This is a genomic window from Streptomyces flavusporus, from assembly GCF_046267975.1.
Taxonomy (GTDB): Bacteria; Actinomycetota; Actinomycetes; order Streptomycetales; family Streptomycetaceae; genus Streptomyces; species Streptomyces flavusporus.
This window is the reverse complement of record NZ_CP176503.1, coordinates 4,162,397-4,179,191: the sequence shown is the minus strand read 5'-3', so window position 1 is coordinate 4,179,191 and position 16,795 is coordinate 4,162,397. Positions and strand designations below refer to the sequence as shown.

The 16,795-nt window shown below is 68.7% G+C and carries 24 protein-coding genes; 12 read left to right on the top strand and 12 right to left on the bottom strand.

Features of this window, described 5'->3' with window-relative positions:
• Positions 1–156: 156 nt before the first annotated feature.
• Positions 157–576 (top strand): transposase, encoded by a 420-nt coding sequence (locus ACKTSN_RS19785; protein ID WP_409470326.1) that lies wholly within the window; start codon positions 157–159, stop codon positions 574–576.
• Here the strand turns inward: ACKTSN_RS19785 and ACKTSN_RS19780 are convergent.
• The gene (locus ACKTSN_RS19780) at positions 547–1,788 is read right to left on the bottom strand and encodes an IS110 family transposase (protein WP_409470325.1); all 1,242 of its coding nucleotides are present in this window, start codon (positions 1,786–1,788) and stop codon (positions 547–549) included. The genes ACKTSN_RS19785 and ACKTSN_RS19780 overlap by 30 nt on opposite strands.
• Positions 1,789–2,313: 525 nt before the next feature.
• Between ACKTSN_RS19780 and ACKTSN_RS19775 the strand changes: the two genes are divergently transcribed.
• Positions 2,314–2,766: a transposase gene (locus ACKTSN_RS19775; RefSeq protein ID WP_409474870.1), complete on the top strand. Its 453-nt coding sequence runs from the start codon at positions 2,314–2,316 to the stop codon at positions 2,764–2,766.
• Here the strand turns inward: ACKTSN_RS19775 and ACKTSN_RS19770 are convergent.
• The 7 genes from ACKTSN_RS19770 to ACKTSN_RS19740 form a co-directional block, all read right to left on the bottom strand.
• Positions 2,693–3,250, bottom strand: coding sequence for a hypothetical protein (locus ACKTSN_RS19770; RefSeq protein WP_409470324.1), 558 nt, complete (start codon positions 3,248–3,250; stop codon positions 2,693–2,695). The two genes, ACKTSN_RS19775 and ACKTSN_RS19770, sit on opposite strands and share 74 nt — an antisense overlap.
• 228 nt (positions 3,251–3,478) lie before the next feature.
• Positions 3,479–4,132 (bottom strand): hypothetical protein, encoded by a 654-nt coding sequence (locus tag ACKTSN_RS19765; protein WP_409470323.1) that lies wholly within the window; start codon positions 4,130–4,132, stop codon positions 3,479–3,481.
• Between the two features lie 477 nt (positions 4,133–4,609).
• Positions 4,610–5,095: a hypothetical protein gene (locus ACKTSN_RS19760; RefSeq protein ID WP_409470322.1), complete on the bottom strand. Its 486-nt coding sequence runs from the start codon at positions 5,093–5,095 to the stop codon at positions 4,610–4,612.
• Positions 5,092–5,418, bottom strand: coding sequence for a ribbon-helix-helix protein, CopG family (locus tag ACKTSN_RS19755; protein ID WP_409470321.1), 327 nt, complete (start codon positions 5,416–5,418; stop codon positions 5,092–5,094). Before ACKTSN_RS19755 ends, ACKTSN_RS19760 begins: the two co-directional genes overlap by 4 nt.
• 119 nt (positions 5,419–5,537) lie before the next feature.
• Complete coding sequence (locus ACKTSN_RS19750) at positions 5,538–5,765, bottom strand: hypothetical protein (protein ID WP_409470320.1); 228 nt, start codon at positions 5,763–5,765, stop codon at positions 5,538–5,540.
• 213 nt (positions 5,766–5,978) lie between these two features.
• Positions 5,979–6,287 (bottom strand): helix-turn-helix domain-containing protein, encoded by a 309-nt coding sequence (locus tag ACKTSN_RS19745; RefSeq protein WP_409470319.1) that lies wholly within the window; start codon positions 6,285–6,287, stop codon positions 5,979–5,981.
• A complete protein-coding gene (locus tag ACKTSN_RS19740) occupies positions 6,284–6,658 on the bottom strand; it encodes a type II toxin-antitoxin system RelE/ParE family toxin (protein ID WP_409470318.1) in 375 nt (124 codons plus the stop codon). The genes ACKTSN_RS19745 and ACKTSN_RS19740 overlap by 4 nt, the downstream gene beginning before the upstream one ends.
• A gap of 177 nt (positions 6,659–6,835) precedes the next feature.
• On the opposite strand from ACKTSN_RS19740, the gene ACKTSN_RS19735 reads away from it, so the two are divergent.
• The gene (locus ACKTSN_RS19735; RefSeq protein ID WP_409470317.1) at positions 6,836–7,006 is read left to right on the top strand and encodes a hypothetical protein; all 171 of its coding nucleotides are present in this window, start codon (positions 6,836–6,838) and stop codon (positions 7,004–7,006) included.
• A gap of 368 nt (positions 7,007–7,374) precedes the next feature.
• Here the strand turns inward: ACKTSN_RS19735 and ACKTSN_RS19730 are convergent, their stop codons facing one another.
• From ACKTSN_RS19730 to ACKTSN_RS19720, 3 genes are all read right to left on the bottom strand, one after another.
• On the bottom strand, positions 7,375–7,746 hold the full coding sequence (locus ACKTSN_RS19730) for a hypothetical protein (RefSeq protein ID WP_409470316.1): 372 nt from the start codon (positions 7,744–7,746) through the stop codon (positions 7,375–7,377).
• Between the two features lie 295 nt (positions 7,747–8,041).
• Positions 8,042–8,665: a hypothetical protein gene (locus tag ACKTSN_RS19725; RefSeq protein WP_409470315.1), complete on the bottom strand. Its 624-nt coding sequence runs from the start codon at positions 8,663–8,665 to the stop codon at positions 8,042–8,044.
• A 38-nt stretch (positions 8,666–8,703) separates the two neighbouring features.
• A complete protein-coding gene (locus ACKTSN_RS19720; protein ID WP_409470314.1) occupies positions 8,704–9,417 on the bottom strand; it encodes a hypothetical protein in 714 nt (237 codons plus the stop codon).
• A 472-nt stretch (positions 9,418–9,889) separates the two neighbouring features.
• Here ACKTSN_RS19720 and ACKTSN_RS19715 point away from each other — a divergent pair, with 472 nt between their 5' ends.
• Genes ACKTSN_RS19715 through ACKTSN_RS19675 form a run of 9 tightly spaced genes read left to right on the top strand, consistent with a single transcriptional unit; the run spans position 9,890 to position 16,351 of the window.
• A complete protein-coding gene (locus ACKTSN_RS19715) occupies positions 9,890–10,606 on the top strand; it encodes a hypothetical protein (RefSeq protein ID WP_409470313.1) in 717 nt (238 codons plus the stop codon).
• Positions 10,607–10,623: 17 nt separating this feature from the next.
• Positions 10,624–11,481 (top strand): hypothetical protein, encoded by an 858-nt coding sequence (locus ACKTSN_RS19710; RefSeq protein WP_409470312.1) that lies wholly within the window; start codon positions 10,624–10,626, stop codon positions 11,479–11,481.
• Positions 11,478–12,785 carry a CpaF family protein gene (locus ACKTSN_RS19705; protein ID WP_129799372.1) on the top strand — a complete coding sequence of 436 codons (1,308 nt, stop codon included), beginning with the start codon at positions 11,478–11,480 and terminating at the stop codon, positions 12,783–12,785. The genes ACKTSN_RS19710 and ACKTSN_RS19705 overlap by 4 nt, the downstream gene beginning before the upstream one ends.
• A 2-nt stretch (positions 12,786–12,787) precedes the next feature.
• Positions 12,788–13,765, top strand: a complete 978-nt coding sequence (locus ACKTSN_RS19700) for a type II secretion system F family protein (protein ID WP_409474869.1) — start codon at positions 12,788–12,790, stop codon at positions 13,763–13,765.
• Positions 13,766–13,776: 11 nt separating this feature from the next.
• Positions 13,777–14,688 (top strand): type II secretion system F family protein, encoded by a 912-nt coding sequence (locus tag ACKTSN_RS19695; protein ID WP_409474868.1) that lies wholly within the window; start codon positions 13,777–13,779, stop codon positions 14,686–14,688.
• Positions 14,689–14,740: 52 nt separating this feature from the next.
• The gene (locus ACKTSN_RS19690; protein WP_129799371.1) at positions 14,741–14,992 is read left to right on the top strand and encodes a hypothetical protein; all 252 of its coding nucleotides are present in this window, start codon (positions 14,741–14,743) and stop codon (positions 14,990–14,992) included.
• A 17-nt stretch (positions 14,993–15,009) separates the two neighbouring features.
• Positions 15,010–15,474, top strand: a complete 465-nt coding sequence (locus tag ACKTSN_RS19685; RefSeq protein ID WP_409470311.1) for a TadE family protein — start codon at positions 15,010–15,012, stop codon at positions 15,472–15,474.
• Positions 15,475–15,476: 2 nt separating this feature from the next.
• Positions 15,477–15,893, top strand: coding sequence for a TadE/TadG family type IV pilus assembly protein (locus ACKTSN_RS19680; RefSeq protein ID WP_409470310.1), 417 nt, complete (start codon positions 15,477–15,479; stop codon positions 15,891–15,893).
• Complete coding sequence (locus ACKTSN_RS19675) at positions 15,890–16,351, top strand: TadE/TadG family type IV pilus assembly protein (protein ID WP_409470309.1); 462 nt, start codon at positions 15,890–15,892, stop codon at positions 16,349–16,351. The genes ACKTSN_RS19680 and ACKTSN_RS19675 overlap by 4 nt, the downstream gene beginning before the upstream one ends.
• 16 nt (positions 16,352–16,367) lie before the next feature.
• Here the strand turns inward: ACKTSN_RS19675 and ACKTSN_RS19670 are convergent, their stop codons facing one another.
• Positions 16,368–16,700, bottom strand: coding sequence for a hypothetical protein (locus ACKTSN_RS19670; protein WP_409470308.1), 333 nt, complete (start codon positions 16,698–16,700; stop codon positions 16,368–16,370).
• Positions 16,701–16,795: the final 95 nt, after the last annotated feature.

Genomic DNA, 16,795 nt, shown 5'->3' with positions numbered 1-16,795 from the left:
TTGCGACCACTCGAGCGCCAGGAGGCCCTGTTGTTCCAGTCTTGCGTGACGGTCCCCGTCTCGTCCAACTCCCGCGTGTCGTCGTGCGATTGCCTCGCGCACAGGTTCGGGAACGCGGCCGACCGCCCGGAGAGGGTGCCGGTGTATCCGTCGGACATGACGGACGCGGAGTGGGCAGTGGTGCGGGACGCGATGCCGGTGCCGGCCTGGCTGGAGGGCCGCGGCGGGCAGCCGGAGGGCTACTGCCACCGCGTGATGCTGGACGCGATCCGGTACGTCACCGACAACGGCATCAAGTGGCGCTCTATGCCAGCCGACTTCCCTGCCTGGGACCGGGTGTATGCCTTCTTCCGCAGGTGGCGGGAGCACGGCCTGGTCAGGGAGTTCCACGACCGGCTGCGCGGCCGGACCCGCGAGGCCGAGGGCCGGGACCAGGAGCCGACCGCGGCGGTCATCGACTCGCAGTCGGTCAAGGGCGCCGCCTCGGTGCCCGCCGCTTCACGCGGCTATGACGGCGGCAAGAAGACATCCGATGCGGAAGAACTGTCAAGCGGCCTCGGCGAGTTGCGTGTCTGATGATGCGGGGAAGGCGACGGCTTCGCTGTAGTGGACGCGGTGGGTGAGGCAGTGGTGGAGGCAGCCGAGCATGCGGTTGAAAAGGTTGCGCTGGGCGGCGGTGTGGCGGTCTCCTGCCTCGCGGCGACGGTCGTAGTGGGCTCTGGCGCCGTCTGAGTGAGCCATGGCTGCAAAGGCCCACACGTAACCGACGCCGGCCAGCCGCTGGTTCTTGACCCGGCGGGCCAGGACGGCCACGCTCTTGCCGGAGGCCCTGGTGATCGGGGCCGATCCGGCGTAGGCCCTGAGGCTTTTCGCGCCGGCGAAGCGGGATCGGTCGTCTCCGATCTCGGCGAACACCCGGGCGCCGCTGAGCGCGCTGAGCCCTGGGAAGCCGGTGATGATCTCGGCGTCCGGGTGCTTCTCAAAAGACTCCATCGCGGCTTCGGCGAGGTCTTCGGCGCTGGTGCAGGCGGCGTCCAGCTGCCGAAGCAGCGCGAGCGTCTGGCGGCCCATGGCCTCTTCGACCAGAGGGAGCTGGCGCATCTGCGGGGCACGCAGCGTCGTCTGGAGGCGCTCGGCCTCTGCGTCGATGGTGTTCTTGCGGCCGGCCTTCTTCAACAGCGACCGCAGCTGGGCGCGGGTCAGCCGGGCGGCCTGGCCTGGGGTGGGGGCGGCCGCAAGCAGGACGCGGGCGATGGGGTGGCAGACGCCCTCGCGGCGGACGCCGACGGCGGTCAGGAAGCCAGGGAAGTACTCGCGCAGGTGCGAGGTGAGCTTGTTGGCGGCCTGGGTGCGGTCCCACACGGCGTCCTGCTGAGCGCGGGCGAGTACTGCGATGGCCTGGGCGAGCTCGGAGTCGGCGGGCAGTTTGCGGTGGGCGGCGGCGTCGGTCCGCAGGATGTTCGCGAGGACCATGGCGTCGAGGTGGTCGGACTTCTTGCGTGAGACCGAATGCCGGTCGCGGTAGCGGGCGGCGGCCATCGGGTTGATCGCGTAGATGGGGCGGCCGGTTGCACGCAGGCAGGCGACCAGCAGGCCGCGGGAGGTCTCGATGGCCACCGGGATGGGGTCTTGGGCGGTGTCGCCGTGCTCGGCGAGCATGTGCAGGAGCTGGGCCAGGCCGTCGGCGTTGTCGTCGATGCGGGCCTTGTCCAGTAAGGATCCGGTGTGGTCGACCAGGACGACGTCGTGGTGGTCGCTGGCCCAGTCGATGCCGCAGAACACGCTCAATACGGTTCACGTCCTCTCGGGTGAGTCGCGTATTTTTGCTGGTCACAGCCGTGCGGGGCACGCGTCTCCCTAATGGCAGGGCTCGATGGCCCGTCATCCGATTAGCCGTTCGTGACCCCAGCGACCCTCAGGGCCCTCAGTCTTGAGAAGAGCTCGGTGGCTCCCGAACAGGTCAGAGGTGATCCCTGCGAGCGGCTCGGACCATGAACATCAACGGTCCGATCATGTGATCGGTCACGCTGCCGACCACGAGCGCCAACACCCGCCAGTCTTTTTCAAGGGCTCAAGCCCGGATCAACGGAGGGCATCGTGCTGGCGCCGGTGCTCGGCAACGTGACCGGGACAGCGGGAGGAGCGGCGGCTCGACTCTGCATTCAAGGGGTCCTGGCCCCGGGAACCCACGACGAGTACAACCCGCCCCTCCCGCCATCGATTGGAGTCAGAACCATCGAGCCACTCTCGATTTCAGGGTTCATCGACCTGGGTCAGGACGAGGCTTCTCCGGCTCCAACTGCTGCCCATTAGATCAACGGAAGGCGCCGGCACGTCATCACGGACTGCCTGGGCCTGCTGCTGATGGTGCTGGTGTGTGCCGCCGACGTCACCGACCGCCAGGCCGCCCGCATCATGCTGCCCCGCCTGCGATCCCGGTTCCGCAAGATCACGCTGGTGTGGGCCGACGGCGGCTACACCGGCCGCCTGGTCACCTGGGCGAAGGAGAAACTCCGGCTCACGCTGCAGATCGTCAAACGCAGCGATGACATGAAGGGGTTCGTGGTACTCCCAAGACGCTGGGTAGTAGAGCGCACGCTGGGGTGGCTGATGCGCTCGCGCCGCCTGGTGCGGGACTTCGAGACACTGCCCGCCAGCAGCGAGGCGTTCATCTACTTCTCGCAGGCCATGCTCATGAGCCGTCGCCTCGCCCGCCCGGCTTCCCGGCGGCGGCAGGAACAGCCACGGTGGGCTGCCGCGGCGTGAACCGTCCGGACGGCGACAGGGCCAGCCAGCCCCGTTCGGCAAGGCGCCTCGCCTTGGACCGCACCCCCTCGATCTTCGCCGGCACCAACTCCAGCCCCAAACCGGACGCGATCTCCTTCGCCGACACCCCCTCACCGCCTTCCGGACCGGACTCCACCAGCCCCACGATCCGCCGGTAATCCGGCGCGAGCGCCTCCACCGTCATCCCCTCCCCGAAGTGCGGCACGATCGACCCCACGACCGGGACCTTCACCGCTTTGGCCGCCGGCACCGGCTCCGGCGCCTCCTCCACGGCCGCATCCGCCGCATCACCGGGAGCGGCCAGGGCCTCGGCCAGCTCCACCCGAGCAATTGCCCGGCGTTCCAACACCGCCTGGGCCACGGCGAGTTCGGACAGGATCCGGTCCGCCTCCGCCTGAAGCTCCTCCACCCGCACCCGGGCAGCGGCCTCCCGCTCCTCCAGCAAACCCATCACCGATGCCACCGGCCACCTCCGCATCGTCGAGGACGAACTGATCGCCCGAACGCTCCCACGAGGACACCAGAACCATGCCTGAGCAGCGGAAACTCAGTCATCACATCCGGTAAGACAACGGCTTCTCATAGCTGCCCTGGGAGGGTTGACCGCGCCCCCGGTCGGCGAGAGCCGTGCCGGGCAACAATGCGAGTGCGGTGGCGCTGGCTATCACTGCCAGCCGTTTCGCGCGTGTCTTCACGGCGTGCACTTCTTGTTGCCCCTTTCAGAGCTCAGCATGCTGGTCTGCCAGACACCCTTCGCGTTCCGGTCCATCCGGGTGTTGTAGAAGACGTAGGACTGGTCCGTGACAGGTGTTTTGTCGACCTTGTTGGTCTTACGGTCTTTGTCGTACGCCTTACTCTCGTCTGCGCAGTAGGTGAGCACAAGTGAGTCCTTGTCGAAACTCGTGAGCTGAGGGTTGTAGTAACGAACCGTGCCAGTGATCGTGTAGTTGTCGTCCGTGTAGCCCTTGATCCAGTCGGCGGCGCCGACGAGGGCATCACCCGTGTAGTAGAACGGAATTGCCTCGGACTCGACATTGCCGCTCGCGATGGCGGCATCCGTGGCATCAATGCGGTGCTTCGCGTCGGCCAGCGCCGTCGCCTCATCCGTGTCGCTCGAGGTCCAGCTCTCGTAGACGTTCTTCACGTCTGCGGGCAAGGACACCTCGGGACGCTCGACAGTGTCCGGCGACGCGCTGGGTGAGACTGTCTCGGTGGCGCCCTCTGTCTCGGCACCTGCGATCTCGCCCTTCGACTTGGAGTTTTCATCTCCGCTGCCACATGCGGTCAGCAACAGGGCTGCGGACGCGGCGAGCGCGACGGCAGTGGGCAACGTGCGGCGCTTCACAGTGGACTCCCCGCGAGACAGAAGTTCAGTCAAGAGCACTGACGGTATCCAGGAGGTTCTCGGTTTCGCCAGAGCGAACTTCCTCAAGAACATGGCCAATTCCGGACGTATGGCCCCTCGCCGACTGTGCTCTGTGTCCTGATCGTGCCCAAACGGGCTACGGCCCCGGGCACCTTGGTGAGCGTCTTCGGAGCCGTCGTTGCTGCAGGGTTTCGATTCGCTATCGCGGGGCCGTGCACCTGGGGCACGCGCGCGGCGGATACGCCGACGTGAACGGCACCGGATCGGTGCGCCCGCCGGCCAGGATCTCGACCTCGCCGCGGTCTTCGGTCACGAACCTGGTCGCCCGCCGCGCAGTCCGCGAACTCCGCGAGCGCAGCCTCGTATTCACGCTCCTCGCGAAGGGCATCTTCGTCGCGTACCTGCTGAAGCCGACGAGTCCGCAGACGCCGACCAGAAGCGGCGAGGGCGGCTCCGTCACACGCGTTCAACGTGGACATCGTCGGGGTTCAGCATGTCCAGGTACGCCTCGATGTCCTCCGGGTCGCTGGTGAAGATCACCGCACTGCCGTGCTTTACGGCCGACAGGGCCACCCAGGCATCCACCGCGTCCGGCCTCTTCTTGGCGGGGAGTTTCGCTTCTCCCAGTGCCGCGCCGATGCGGCGCCAGTCGGTGAGGTCGGGACCGGTGGCGCACGCGATGCACTCCGGCTGACCAGCCTTCGTCTCACGCATGGGCGGTTCGGATGCGCGAGCCCTAGGCACGGTGCAGTCCCTCAGGGCGCCGGCCAGGGCATGGATGACCGCCGGTCGGGGGCGCCAGACCTGGGCCAGGACCGGGCCGAGGACGAGTGCGCGATGGGGCGTGGCCTTGATGCCGTTGTGCAGTGCCACAGCCTTCGCCTTGCGGTCGGCGAGGGCGATGAGCATTCCGGTGTCGTACACCGGGACCCGTGCGGTCACGCGACCCGCCCGGGGCGGGCGTCCTGGCGGTCTTCGCCGTAGACCAGATTCAGGGCGGCATCGACGTCCCGCCGTTCCTGTTCGGTCAACTCCTCTGCAGCCTCGTCCGGTTCGTCCGGCAGGGTCGCCGCTTCCGCTTCGGCCTTCGCGATGAGGGCGTCGATTCCGGAGAACTGTTCCTCTATGGCCTCGGTCTCCGCCATCTGGCGCGTCGCGGCGTACACGAGGTACGCCGAGACGTCCAGCCCGGCCCGCTCGGCGTGCCGCCTGATGCGCTCCGCCTGCTCCTGCTCGAGGCTGATGCTGATCCTGGTTCTGGCCATGGAAAGAGTGTATGACGCGTATTACGGTCTGCTCAAGCGGAAGCAGGCGTGGGGAATGGGGATCGGCCTCGGCCGCGCTTCCCCGGCTGCTCCGCGAGTCCGATGGCCGCCTCTTTGATTCAGGCCTCGTCCGCCACGAACAGTTTCTCGGCTGCTTCGACATGCACGGCTCGGATGACCCACGTGCGGAGTGTGTCGAGGTCCGTGCAGGTCATGATCCGTTCGCGCGTGGCCTCCGGGACCTCGATGCCGCGTGACTCGAGGATCAGGAGGACGTCCTCGGCGCGCCCCATGGCCCGCAGCCGCTGGGAGGTCTGTGAGCGGAAGAAGGACAGGTCCACGGACATCAGTTGCCTCCAGGTCTCGGCCGCGGGGGTGGCGCCGAGGCCGAGTTCGGTGAGCTCGGCGAAGATCCTCGCGGTCTCCTCGTCGATGGTCCTCAGGGCGACGGCCAGGGTTTTGAGTACGGCAGGAGCATTCGGGTCCTTACCGTGCGTGATGGCGTTCAGTGTGGCGAGATGGGCGATGCATGACGAGGGGGCCGCTGTGGCTTTTCGGGTTCAGGCGGCGCTGTCCTCGAACCGGAACTCGGGGCTGGTACGCGGATCGATGTGCGCACCGGCGTCCATGGCGGTCGCCAGCCGTTCGATCAGCTCGAGGGTCGGATCGACACCGCTCTCCTCGATGGACTCGATGTCCGCTTCGGGCAAGCCAGCCCGACGGGCCAGCTCGGCGGTAGTCCAGCCGAGAGCGGCCCGCCGCTCGTAGACAGCCTGCGCGAAGTCCATACGGCGCCCTGCGGCGCGGTACGCCGGATCCTCGCGGTGCTCGGCCGGGACCTTCCAGCCGGTGTGGTATCCGCTGCTCATCGGGCCTCCTCGTCCCTACTGTAAACGTCGTGCTCACTGGCCGGAGGGTGTTCGGCCTCGCACAGCTTCCGCGCCCGCTGCGCCCTCAGCACTTCCTCCGTCTCCCGCATCCGGGTCTTGCGGAAGACGGTGAGCAGAATCGCTCGCCGCCCTGGAGCGAGCCAGTAGGTGACGCGGAAGGCCCCGATACGCAGCTCCCGCAGCCCGTCGCCGAGGTGACTCGCCAAGGGAAAGGGCAGAGCAGGCCCGTCGGTGGCCAGCCGGTCGGCGAAGCGCTCGACAGCCCTGTACTCGGGCAACGAAAGCGTTTCGAGCCAGGCGTGCACCTCGGGCTCGAGTTCGATCGTGTACAGGCCGGGTGGTTCGGGCACGGTGATCCATTCGTGTGAGGTCGTAGGCCCCCACTCAAGTGAGCTGGTCGGCGCGCTCTGGATCGGTTCCTGGAATTTCATCCGATCGGGGATCGCGCGGCAGCCCTGTATCGAGACAAAGCACACCACTGCACCGTTGCTCAGCGAAGTCACTGTTACGGGCACAGGACCCTGCCGGTGCTGTCGGATCTGCCCGGTGGCTCCTGGACGGTCGGTCTCGTGCGGGGGCTGGTCACTGTCCTCGGGTGCGTCGGTGGCTGGGCGCTGGTGAGCCAGGGGGCGGGCGGCGCGGGGCGGCCCGGCTCGCTGGTGCGTGTGGTGGGCTCGTGGTGGGCGGCTGCTGGGTAGCGGTCGGGCCCTTGTCTCTCCTCGCCAGTGGCGTTCCGGGGTGGAGCTGCCGTTCGTCCAGGCCGGAGTGCACGTATGTCCCCGGTACAGGGACCGCACTCCTCGTCTACCTGGGCAGCGCCGCCCTGATCGGCCGGATCTGGCACCGGTGGCACAGCTCGGTGGTCGAGGCGCGGCAGGCGCGGGAGCGGGAGCGACTGCGGAAGCTGCGCAAGAAGGGGAAGGGCAAGAGCCGGGCGGCGGCGCGGCAGCGGGAGCGCCCGCCCGGCACGAGGCGGGCGTGTCAGCGGGCGGTGATCACCGTCTCGTTCAGCCCTCCGTGCCGGCGAGGCGTGGCGGAGGGCTGCCCGCCGTGGACTGCCTTTGATTCAGGCTTCGTCCGTCACGAACAGTTCCTCGGCCGCTTCGACATGCACGGCCCGGGCGACCCACGTGCGGAGTGTGTCGAGGTCCGTGCAGGTCGTGATCTGTTCGCGGGTGGCCTCCGGGACCTCGATGCCGCGTGACTCGAGGATCAGGAGGATGTCCTCGGCGCGGCCCTCGGCACGCCCCTCCGCGCGCCCCTTGGCGCGCCCCATGGCCCGCAGCTGCTGGGAGGTCTGTGAGCGGAAGAAGGACAGGTCGACGGACATCAGTTGCCTCCAGGTCTCGGCCGCGGGGGTGGTGCCGAGGCCGAGTTCGGTGAGCTCGGCGAAGATCCTCGCGGTCTCCTCGTCGATGGTCTTCAGGGCGACGGCCAAGGCTTGCAGTATGGCAGGAGCATTCGGGTCCTTACCATGCGTGACGGCGCTCAGAGTGGCGAGAGGGATGTCCCGGGCCGCGACTGACGGGTCGGTGATGGCGGGGACGTTGTGCGGTCCCAGGACGAGGGCGCGCAGGGTGAGCGTGGGCCACTGCGGAGGGCCGATGCGGAAGGGTTTCGCCGCCTGCTCCGCAGTGGCCCTGTCCTGGCATGTGACGAGAAGGACCGGCGGGATCCCGTACTTCCCCCGGAGGTGCGCGACGTAGTAGCGCAGGCGACCGCATGTCCCGCCGTCACAACCCGTCCAGCCGGTTCAGGATGCGGCCGGGCAGGGACACCAGGGCGCCGGGGAGGGAGAGATTCCGTGTGTAGGCGCCCTCGAAGACAAGGGCCAGGCCGATGTCCAGGGCGTCCGTCGGGCCGTGGCAGACGCCGGAGATGAGGTGGGGTTTCTTCCAGTGTGAGCGGGTGATGTGCACGCGTATGCCGTCGCGGATCAGTTCGTGGTTTCGCTTGTTCTGGAGCTGCCGGTAGCGGTACGTCCGGCCCTCCGCGGTGATGCGGAGGGCCCGGCCCTGTTTGGAGATACGGAAGGAACCTCGCCTGATCTTCGCTGGGTTCCAGTCGACGCGCAGCTCTTGCCGGGCCAGGAGGGGGCGGTGCCCGTAGCTCAGGGCCAGGTAGGTGATCAAGGGAAAGCCGGGGCCCGTGACCGACACCTGGCTGTAGCTGTCGGGGTAGTTTTCGTGCTTCGTGGGGAAGGCGACCTCTACCGCACCGAGTGCGCCGACGGTGCCGCCCCAGGCGTACCGACCATCCTTGAGCGCCCTCGGCGCCTCGGGCGTCGGCTCCAGTTCGCGCAGTTCGAACCGGAACGGACCGAGGCCTGTGGCAATCGTCTCGTCTTGTGGGTTCACTGGTTCCCGCCCGCCTCTCCTGACTGTCGGCTCATGCGTCAGCTCAGCTTCCCGTTCTGCGCCTTCACCACCGCCGTCGACAACTCCGCATCGCTCGGGTGCCCGTTGGCCATGGCCATGCCGTCGGCCGAGAAGTAGACGGCGATGACGTCGGCGCTGCGAACTGCCTGGGTGTGGAAGGTGTGGGAGGTGCCGCGGAAGGTCATCGTGGCGTTGAAGGCGACCGTCTCGTCGCCGGCGGGTGCGGCGGGCTCCTCCGCCGCGACCGAGTCGTACGTGCTGGTGTTGCCGTTGGCCTCGGCCTTGAACCCGTCGCCGCAGGCGTCGATGCCCTTCGACAGGTCGGTCATCGTCGACTCCGCCTCGCCGTCGGCGTAGGTGGTCAGCGTGATGTGCGTGAACGGGTCCTCCATGCCGCCCGAGACGTAGCGAGTGAGGTCGGCCTGCGGGGCGCCGAGGGGGAGTTGGTTCATCGCGTACGCCAGTGGGGCGCAGGCCGGCTTGTCGACGGTGACCTCGTCCGGGGACTTGGCGAAGACGAACTCGTCGTCGACCTCCTGCACCTCCTTGCCGGAGATGTCCGTCTTGGTGATCATCAGCTGCGCGAGGCGTTCGGCGGGGGAGACCTGCTTTGCCTGGGAGGCCGAGGACTTGGGGGCGGCGGAGGTCTCGGCATCATCGTCGTTGGCCGAGCACGCGGTCAGCAGTACGGCTGCGGAGAGTGCGGTGGCGGTCAGTGCGGTGCGCTTCATGGGGGGTCCTCAGTGGTCCGTCTGTCGGTCTGTCGTGACCGCGAGGGGGACGAGGGCGATGGCGAGGTTTCCGGCTTCGGCCCGATCGGTTCCCCCATACCTTCCTACGGCGACCAACGATCATGGCATGCCGGTCCCACCCCTTCGTGAGTGAGTCGTGCAGGGCTGGTGGTCGCCGCGTGATGGCGTGCCCGATTCGCTCCCGCACAGCGGTGGGTTCGCCTCGGCCCGCGTGGCAACGGGAAGGAAGGGGGCTCAAGTTGCAGCTGGATAACGGTGCGTCCGCTGCGGTGCGGGGCGCAGGGCGCGCCTTGAGGGGGTTATGTGCGGCTGATACGGTGCGATGGCTTGACACTCTGCCTCGCGCTGGCTAGTTCGTCCCGGCGCGTCCTGTGCAGGCGCACACGGGCGAAGTGTCCGGATTTACAGAGAACTTGGCAGACGAATTCTTGGGTGTACGGGGAGCGGTTGCGTGAAGATCCAAGAGCGTACGGGGGCGGGCGCGGGGCGTTCCGCGGTTCCGGCTCAACCGTCGGTCGGTGACCGGCTTCCCACGCCTCCTCGCGAGCGCAAACCGGCGTTGGCCGCGCTTGCGGTGCTGTTGATTCTGGTGGGCGCGCTGGGCGCGACGATGCTGGTTCTGCAAGCCGGGGACCGGATCGAGGTCGTCAAGGTGACGAAGGACATCCAGGCCGGTGAGTCCGTCACGGAGAAGGACGTCACCTCCGTGATGGTCGCCGACGACCCGAGCATCAACTACATCAAGTGGTCCCAGCTCGAGACGCTCAAGACTCTCAAGGCCCGCACGACTATCTACGACGACACGATCGTGATGGGGCAGATGTTCGGCGAGAACGCCGAGTTCCCCGCCGGTAAGGCCTCCGTGGGCCTGGCCCTCAAGGAGGGCCAGTACCCGTCGGACATCAAGGTCGGCGACACCGTGGCCGTCTACAACGTCGACAGCAGCAGCTCCGACTCGACCGACAGCGACTCGTCCTCAGCGTCGACGTCGTCCGGTGGTCTCCTCGTCGACAAGGCGAAGGTCAACACCAAGAAGGACAGCGGTGACGCCACCGTGAGCACCGGCAACCTCTCCCTGACGCTGCTCGTCGACCAGGCCGACGCCGAAGCCGTGGCCAAGGCCGCCGCGGCCGGTGCGGTCGCCATCGTGCACGTCTCCGGCAACTAGAAGGCGAACGCACACCCATGGCGCTCATCGCTCTCGCCGCCGACAAGGGTTCCCCCGGCGTCACCACCGCAGCCGTCGCCCTCGCCGCGGTCTGGCCGCGGCGCGTCCTGCTCGCCGAGACCGACCCGGCCGGCGGCGATCTGGTGTACCGCTCCGCCGCGGCGCACGGCGGTCTGCTCAACCCCAACACCGGCATGCTGTCCATCGCGGCCACCGCCCGACGCGGACTGGTCCCCGACCAACTCTGGGACCACGTCCAGCCGTTGAGCGGCGGCCTCGAGGTCCTCGTAGGACTCGGGATCGCCGAGCAGGCCGCCGGGCTCGCGGGCCTCTGGCCCACCCTCGGCCGGGCCTTCGCCTCCCTCGCCGACTCCCCGCACGCGCCCGCCGATGTCATCGCCGACTGCGGCCGGATCAGCGGGGACACGCCTGCCGTCGAGCTGTTCCCGCACGCGGCCCTCGTGCTGCTCGTCTCCCGTACCGAGCCGGAGGCCATCGCCCGCGTCCGTGACCGCGCCGCCGCCCTCTCCGCCAAGCTGCACGGCGGCCCGCGCGGTGCCGCGAGCCTTGCCACCCCGCTGATCGGTGTCGTCCTCATCGTCGATCCGAACAACGCCGGCAAGCTGGCGGGGCAGGTCAACGACATGCTCGTGCATGCCCAGACCGGCGCCCGCGTCGTGGGGACGATCGCCGATGACCCTGCCGGCGCCGACCAGTTGGCCGGGCGTAAGCGCGGGCGCCTCGACAAGTCGCTGCTGATCCGGTCGGCCCGTAAGGTCACCGCGGATCTGTACCAGCAGTACGGCGCCGCCTGGACCGTACCCTCACAGAGCCAGAGCCAGAGTCACCAGGCCCCGCAGGGAGCCGGCCGATGACCGCTGTCGACCACCAGTTGGTCAAGCGGTTCCGGCAGGACGCCGGTGACCGTATCGCCGAGCAGCGTCGCCTCGACCAGGTCAACGGCGTCACGCCGATGTCCAGCGAGGACGAGCGGCACTACGCCCGCGCGGTCATAGCCCAGATCCTGGAGGAGTACGCCCGCACCGAGATCAACGCGGGTCGTACGCCGCTCGACGCCGAGACCGAGGAGCAGTACGCGGCCGCGGTGCACGCCGCCCTGTTCGGCGTGGGCCGTCTCCAGCCTCTCCTCGACGATCCGCAGGTCGAGAACATCGACATCAACGGCTGCGACCAGGTCTTCGTCGGGTACGCCGACGGGCGTGAGGTGAAGGGTGAGCCGGTCGCGGAGACCGACGAGGAGCTCATCGAGCTCATCCAGGTGCTCGGCGCGTACTCCGGCCTCTCCTCCCGGCCCTTCGACTCCGCCAATCCCCAGCTCGACCTCCGGCTGCCGGACGGTTCGCGCCTGTCGGCCGTCATGGACGTGGCCCGGCGGCCCGCCCTCTCCATTCGTCGCGCGCGGATGGGCAAGGTCTTCATCTCCGACCTCGTCGGCAACGGCACCCTGACCCCCGAGATCGGGCACTTCCTCGCCTGCGCGGTCCGGGCCCGCAAGAACATCATGATCGCGGGCGCTACGAACGCCGGTAAGACGACGCTGCTGCGCGCCCTCGCCAACGAGATCCCGCCGCACGAGCGGCTCATCACCGTCGAGCGGGCGCTGGAGCTCGGGCTGGACACCTTTCCCGAACTCCACCCGAACGTCGTGGCGTTCGAGGAGCGGCTGCCCAACTCCGAGGGGCAGGGCGCCATCTCCATGGCGGAACTCGTCCGCCGCTCCCTCCGTATGAACCCCTCCCGCGTCATCGTCGGTGAGGTCCTCGGCGACGAGATCGTGACCATGCTCAACGCGATGTCGCAGGGCAACGACGGATCGCTCTCCACGATCCACGCCAACAGCTCCAGCGAGGTCTTCAACCGTATTTCCACCTACGCCCTTCAGGCCTCCGAACGCCTCCCCATCGAGGCCAGCCAGATGCTGATAGCCGGCGCGGTGAACTTCGTCGTCTTCATCCAGCGGCGCAACGACTTCCAGAACGGCGGGCGCCTGCAACGTATGGTCACCTCCGTCCGTGAGGTCAACGGCGTCGACGGCCGCGTGCTGTCCAGCGAGGTGTTCGCCGAAATGCCCGACGGGCGGGTGGTGCCGCACGCGCCGATCGCCTGCGTGGAGGATCTGATCGCGCAGGGCTACCGGCCGACCGGGACGTGGGGGTGACCATGAACAACCTCGGCTCCATGGGCGGTCTGTTCTCGACCACCGTCCTGTACTCCATCGCCTGCGGCGTCGCCGTCGGCGGCGGGCTCGCGCTGTTCGCCGTCGCCGTCCGCGGACTGCCCGCGAAGCCCGAGCACGAGAAGCAGAAGGCGAGCGAGCGCGCGAACGAGCTCATACGGTTCGCCGGGCGACGCGGTTCGCTCGCCGCCCTGGTCGGTCTCGCCGTACTGCTCCTCACCCGCTGGGCGGTCGCCGGCATCGCCGCCGGTGTCCTCGTCTTCTTCTGGGACCGCCTCTTCGGCGGCGCTGCGGAGGAGCGGGCCGCCATGCGGCGCGTCGAGGCCCTCGCCTCCTGGACGGAGTCCCTGCGCGACACGATTGCCGGCGCCGTGGGCCTGGAGCAGGCCATTCCGGCCTCCGCCCGCGCCGCCGCGCCCGTACTCCGCCCCCACCTGGACGCCCTGGTCGACCGCCTGCGCGCCCGCACCCCGCTGCCGGAGGCCCTGCAGGTCCTGGCCGACGAGATCGACGATGCGTCGGCGGACATCATCGTCGCCGCACTCATCCTGAATGCGCGGTTGCGCGGCCCGGGTCTGCGGCAGGTGCTCGGCGCGCTGGCCAAGTCGGCGCGCGAGGAGGTCGACATGCGGCAGCGCGTGATGGCCCAGCGTGCGTCGACCCGTCGCTCGGTGCAGATCGTCGTGGGCGTGTCGATTGCTTTCGTCCTCGGTCTGTCCATCTTCAACCGGGAGTTCGTCGAGCCGTACGGCACCCCGGTCGGCCAGCTCGTACTCGCCTGCGTCTGCGGCCTGTTCGCGCTGGGCTTCTGGTGGCTGCGCAAGCTGTCGACGATCGAGACGCCCGAGCGTTTCCTGGTGCGGGACGAGTCGTCGGTGCAGTTCGTACGACCCCGGACGCCGGCGCAGGCTTCTTCCGGTTCCGCTCAGACTCTTCCGTCGGACGAGGGGGTACGACGGTGAACGACCTGACGATGCCGATCGTGGTCGGCGCGGTCATCGGCCTGGGCGTCTACGCCCTCGTGCGCGCCCTGATGCCCAGCAAGCGGAGCCCGATCGCGCAGGTCGCGCGGATCGACGCGATGCGGGCGCGTGGGGCGGCGTACGAGTCGGCGCGGACGGCGCAGGATTCGGGTGGCCGTTTCGGCTCGCTGCGGGCCCAAGTGGGCGTGCGGGTCGCGGAGTTCTATCTCCAGCAGGGGTGGGAGCAGCGCTCGCTGCGGGCGGACCTGGCGGTCCTGGACCGCAGCTGGGAGAAGTTCCTGGCGACGAAGGCGCTGCTGGCCGCGGCGGGGTTGTTCTTCGGGCCGTTCTTGTTCGCGGTCGTCTGGACGATGGGCTTCGGCAGCAGCCCGATCATCCCGGTGTGGCTGGCGCTGCTCTGCGCGGTGATCTTCTTCTTCCTGCCCGATGTGGAGGTACGGCGGGACGCGGCCGAGAAGCGCCGTGACTTGCGGCGCGTGATCGGCGCGTACCTCGACCTGGTGTCGATGAGCCTGGCCGGCGGACGCGGTCTGCCCGAGGCGCTGATGGCGGCGGCGGAGGTGTCGGACGGTTGGGCCACGCACCGCATCCGCAACGCCCTCGCCGACGCCCGTATCACCGGCATCAGCCAGTGGCAGGCGCTGGGGCAGCTGGGCGAGGAGATCGGAGTCGAGGAACTCAAGGACCTGTCGGCGTCGTTGGCCCTGGTCGCCGACGACGGTGCGAAGGTCCGTGAGTCGCTCGCCTCCCGCGCCGAGACCATGCGGCACCGGGAACTGGCCGAGATCGAGGGCAGCGCGGGCGAGAAGTCGCAGTCGATGCTCGTGGCGCAGCTGCTGCTGTGCGCCGGGTTCCTGGTGTTCCTGATCTTCCCGGCGGCGATGAGGGTGTTCCAGGTCTGAACCGTTGCTCGCCAGAACTGCTCCCAACTGTCTCGAGAGGAATCAACTCACCATGAACGGACGGAACTTCAGCACCGGGATCCCGGCGATGGACTTCCTGGTCACCTTCCTGCGGGCCCGCGTGGAGCGCGCCCGCTCCGGCGAGCTGGACCGCGGTGCGTCCGCGGTCGAGTGGGTCATCATCTCCGCGGTCGTCGTGGCGATCGTCGGCGTCGTGGCCGCGATCATCAACGCCGCCCTGAGCGAGGGCGCCAACAAGGTCGGCGACTGCATCAAGGGCGCAGACGCGGGCAAGACCTGCTGAACGCACGTACAACGGGGATGACAGTGGGCGTCGTGGGCGGATGGGTGCGCCGCAGGGTGGAGGCCGCGCGGAAGGCGGCGGCCACCCGCGGCGACTCCGGCATGACGGCGATCGAGTTCGTGCTGCTCACACCCGTGCTGTTCTTCATGATCTTCGCGACGGTGCAGTTCGCGCTGTACTTCTTCGCCGACCATGTGGCCCAGGCGGCGGCCCAGGCGGGCGCGCGGAAGGCGCGGGCCACGGCCGACGCCCAGCCGGGCGGCTGGCGGGGTGAGGCGCAGGACGTCGTCGACAGCTACATCAGCCAGCTCGGCCCACAGCTGGTCCTGTCGCCCGACGTGACCATGCTCCAGCCGGAGGCGAACACCGTGGGCGTGGAGATCACCGCCCAGGTGCCGACGGTGTTCCCCGGACTGGATCTGACGGTGCATGCGCAGTCGGTGGGGCCGGTGGAGAGGTTTGTGCAGGATGGGGGCAACTGAGCATGTCCCTCGCTGATGTGCGCGAACGGGATGACCGGGGTCTGTCCACGGTCGAGGTCGTGATCCTCGCCCCGGTGATGATCCTGTTCATCCTCGTGCTGGTGGCCTTCGGCCAGCTGGTCGACGGCCGCGGCGCGATCGACGGCGCGGCCCGGGACGCCGCCCGCGCGGGCTCGATCCAGAAGGACCACGCCACGGCGATGGCGGAGGCGCGCAAGGCGGCGGAGGCGAACCTGGAGGACGTCTGCTCGGGCCCGGTGTCGGTACGACAGACCAGCGCCGGCTTCGAAGCCGACACCATCTTCACGGTCGAGGTCAGCTGCGAGGTGCGCGGCCTGGCGATGCTGGGCCTGGACATCCCGACGACGCTGACGGCGAGCTTCAGCTCACCGCTGGATCCGTTCCGGAGGTCGGCGTGAGGGATGTCGTACGTGCATGGTGGGCCGCTCGTCGGACGGAGCTGGACGACCGGGGCTCGGGCGCCGGCGCGGTCATCATCTTCGCCCTGGTGTTCCTGTCGCTGTCGGCCTTCGTCATCGACGGCGGCCTGTCCATCTCCAAGCGCGAACGCGCGGCCGACATCGCGGAACAGGCCGCCCGCTACGCCGCCCAGGACATCGACCGCGAGGCCCTCTACGACAACGTCGGCGGCCCCGCACCGATCAACTTCCAGAACTGCAACGCCCGCGTGAAGGCCTTCGCCGGCGAGATGAACATGACCGGCGCGGACATCGCGGCGAGCCACTGCGTGGCGGCCAACGCCCAGCAGGTGGAGGTCGAGATCCAGCTAACGTACTCGCCGGTCTTCACGGGGATGTTCTACGGCGGGGACGTGGTCGTGCACGGGCAGGCGGTGGCGGAAAACGAGGTGGGCTGAGCGGGGGTGCGCGGCGCTACTTGCCGCCGCCCTTCTTCTCCTCCTTCGTCTTCACTCCCTCGCGGGCCTGCTTGGCCAGGTCCACGTCGAGCTTGCGGAACTCGCGGACGACCGCGTCGGACATCTCGGCGAGGGCGTCGAGCGGCTGGGTGATGTCCTCGCGGCCGTCCTCCCAGTTGGACTCGAAGTCGTCGAGGGCGTCGTTGACGTTGCCGTGGGCGATGTCGTCCTTGTAGGACTCGAAGAGCTTCTTGGTGTGGTTGAGCCGCGTCTTGATGGAGCGCAGGCGGCTGCCGTAGCTCTCCAGCTCGCTCAGCGGGAGTGCGAGGTCGCTCTTGCTCTTGCCCATGCGTCAGTCCCCCTGCAGTCAGACGAACCGGAACGTGCTCGTCACGGCGTCGAAGATGTCGTGGAACGCCTCGGCCGGGTCCAGCGCCGGGCTGG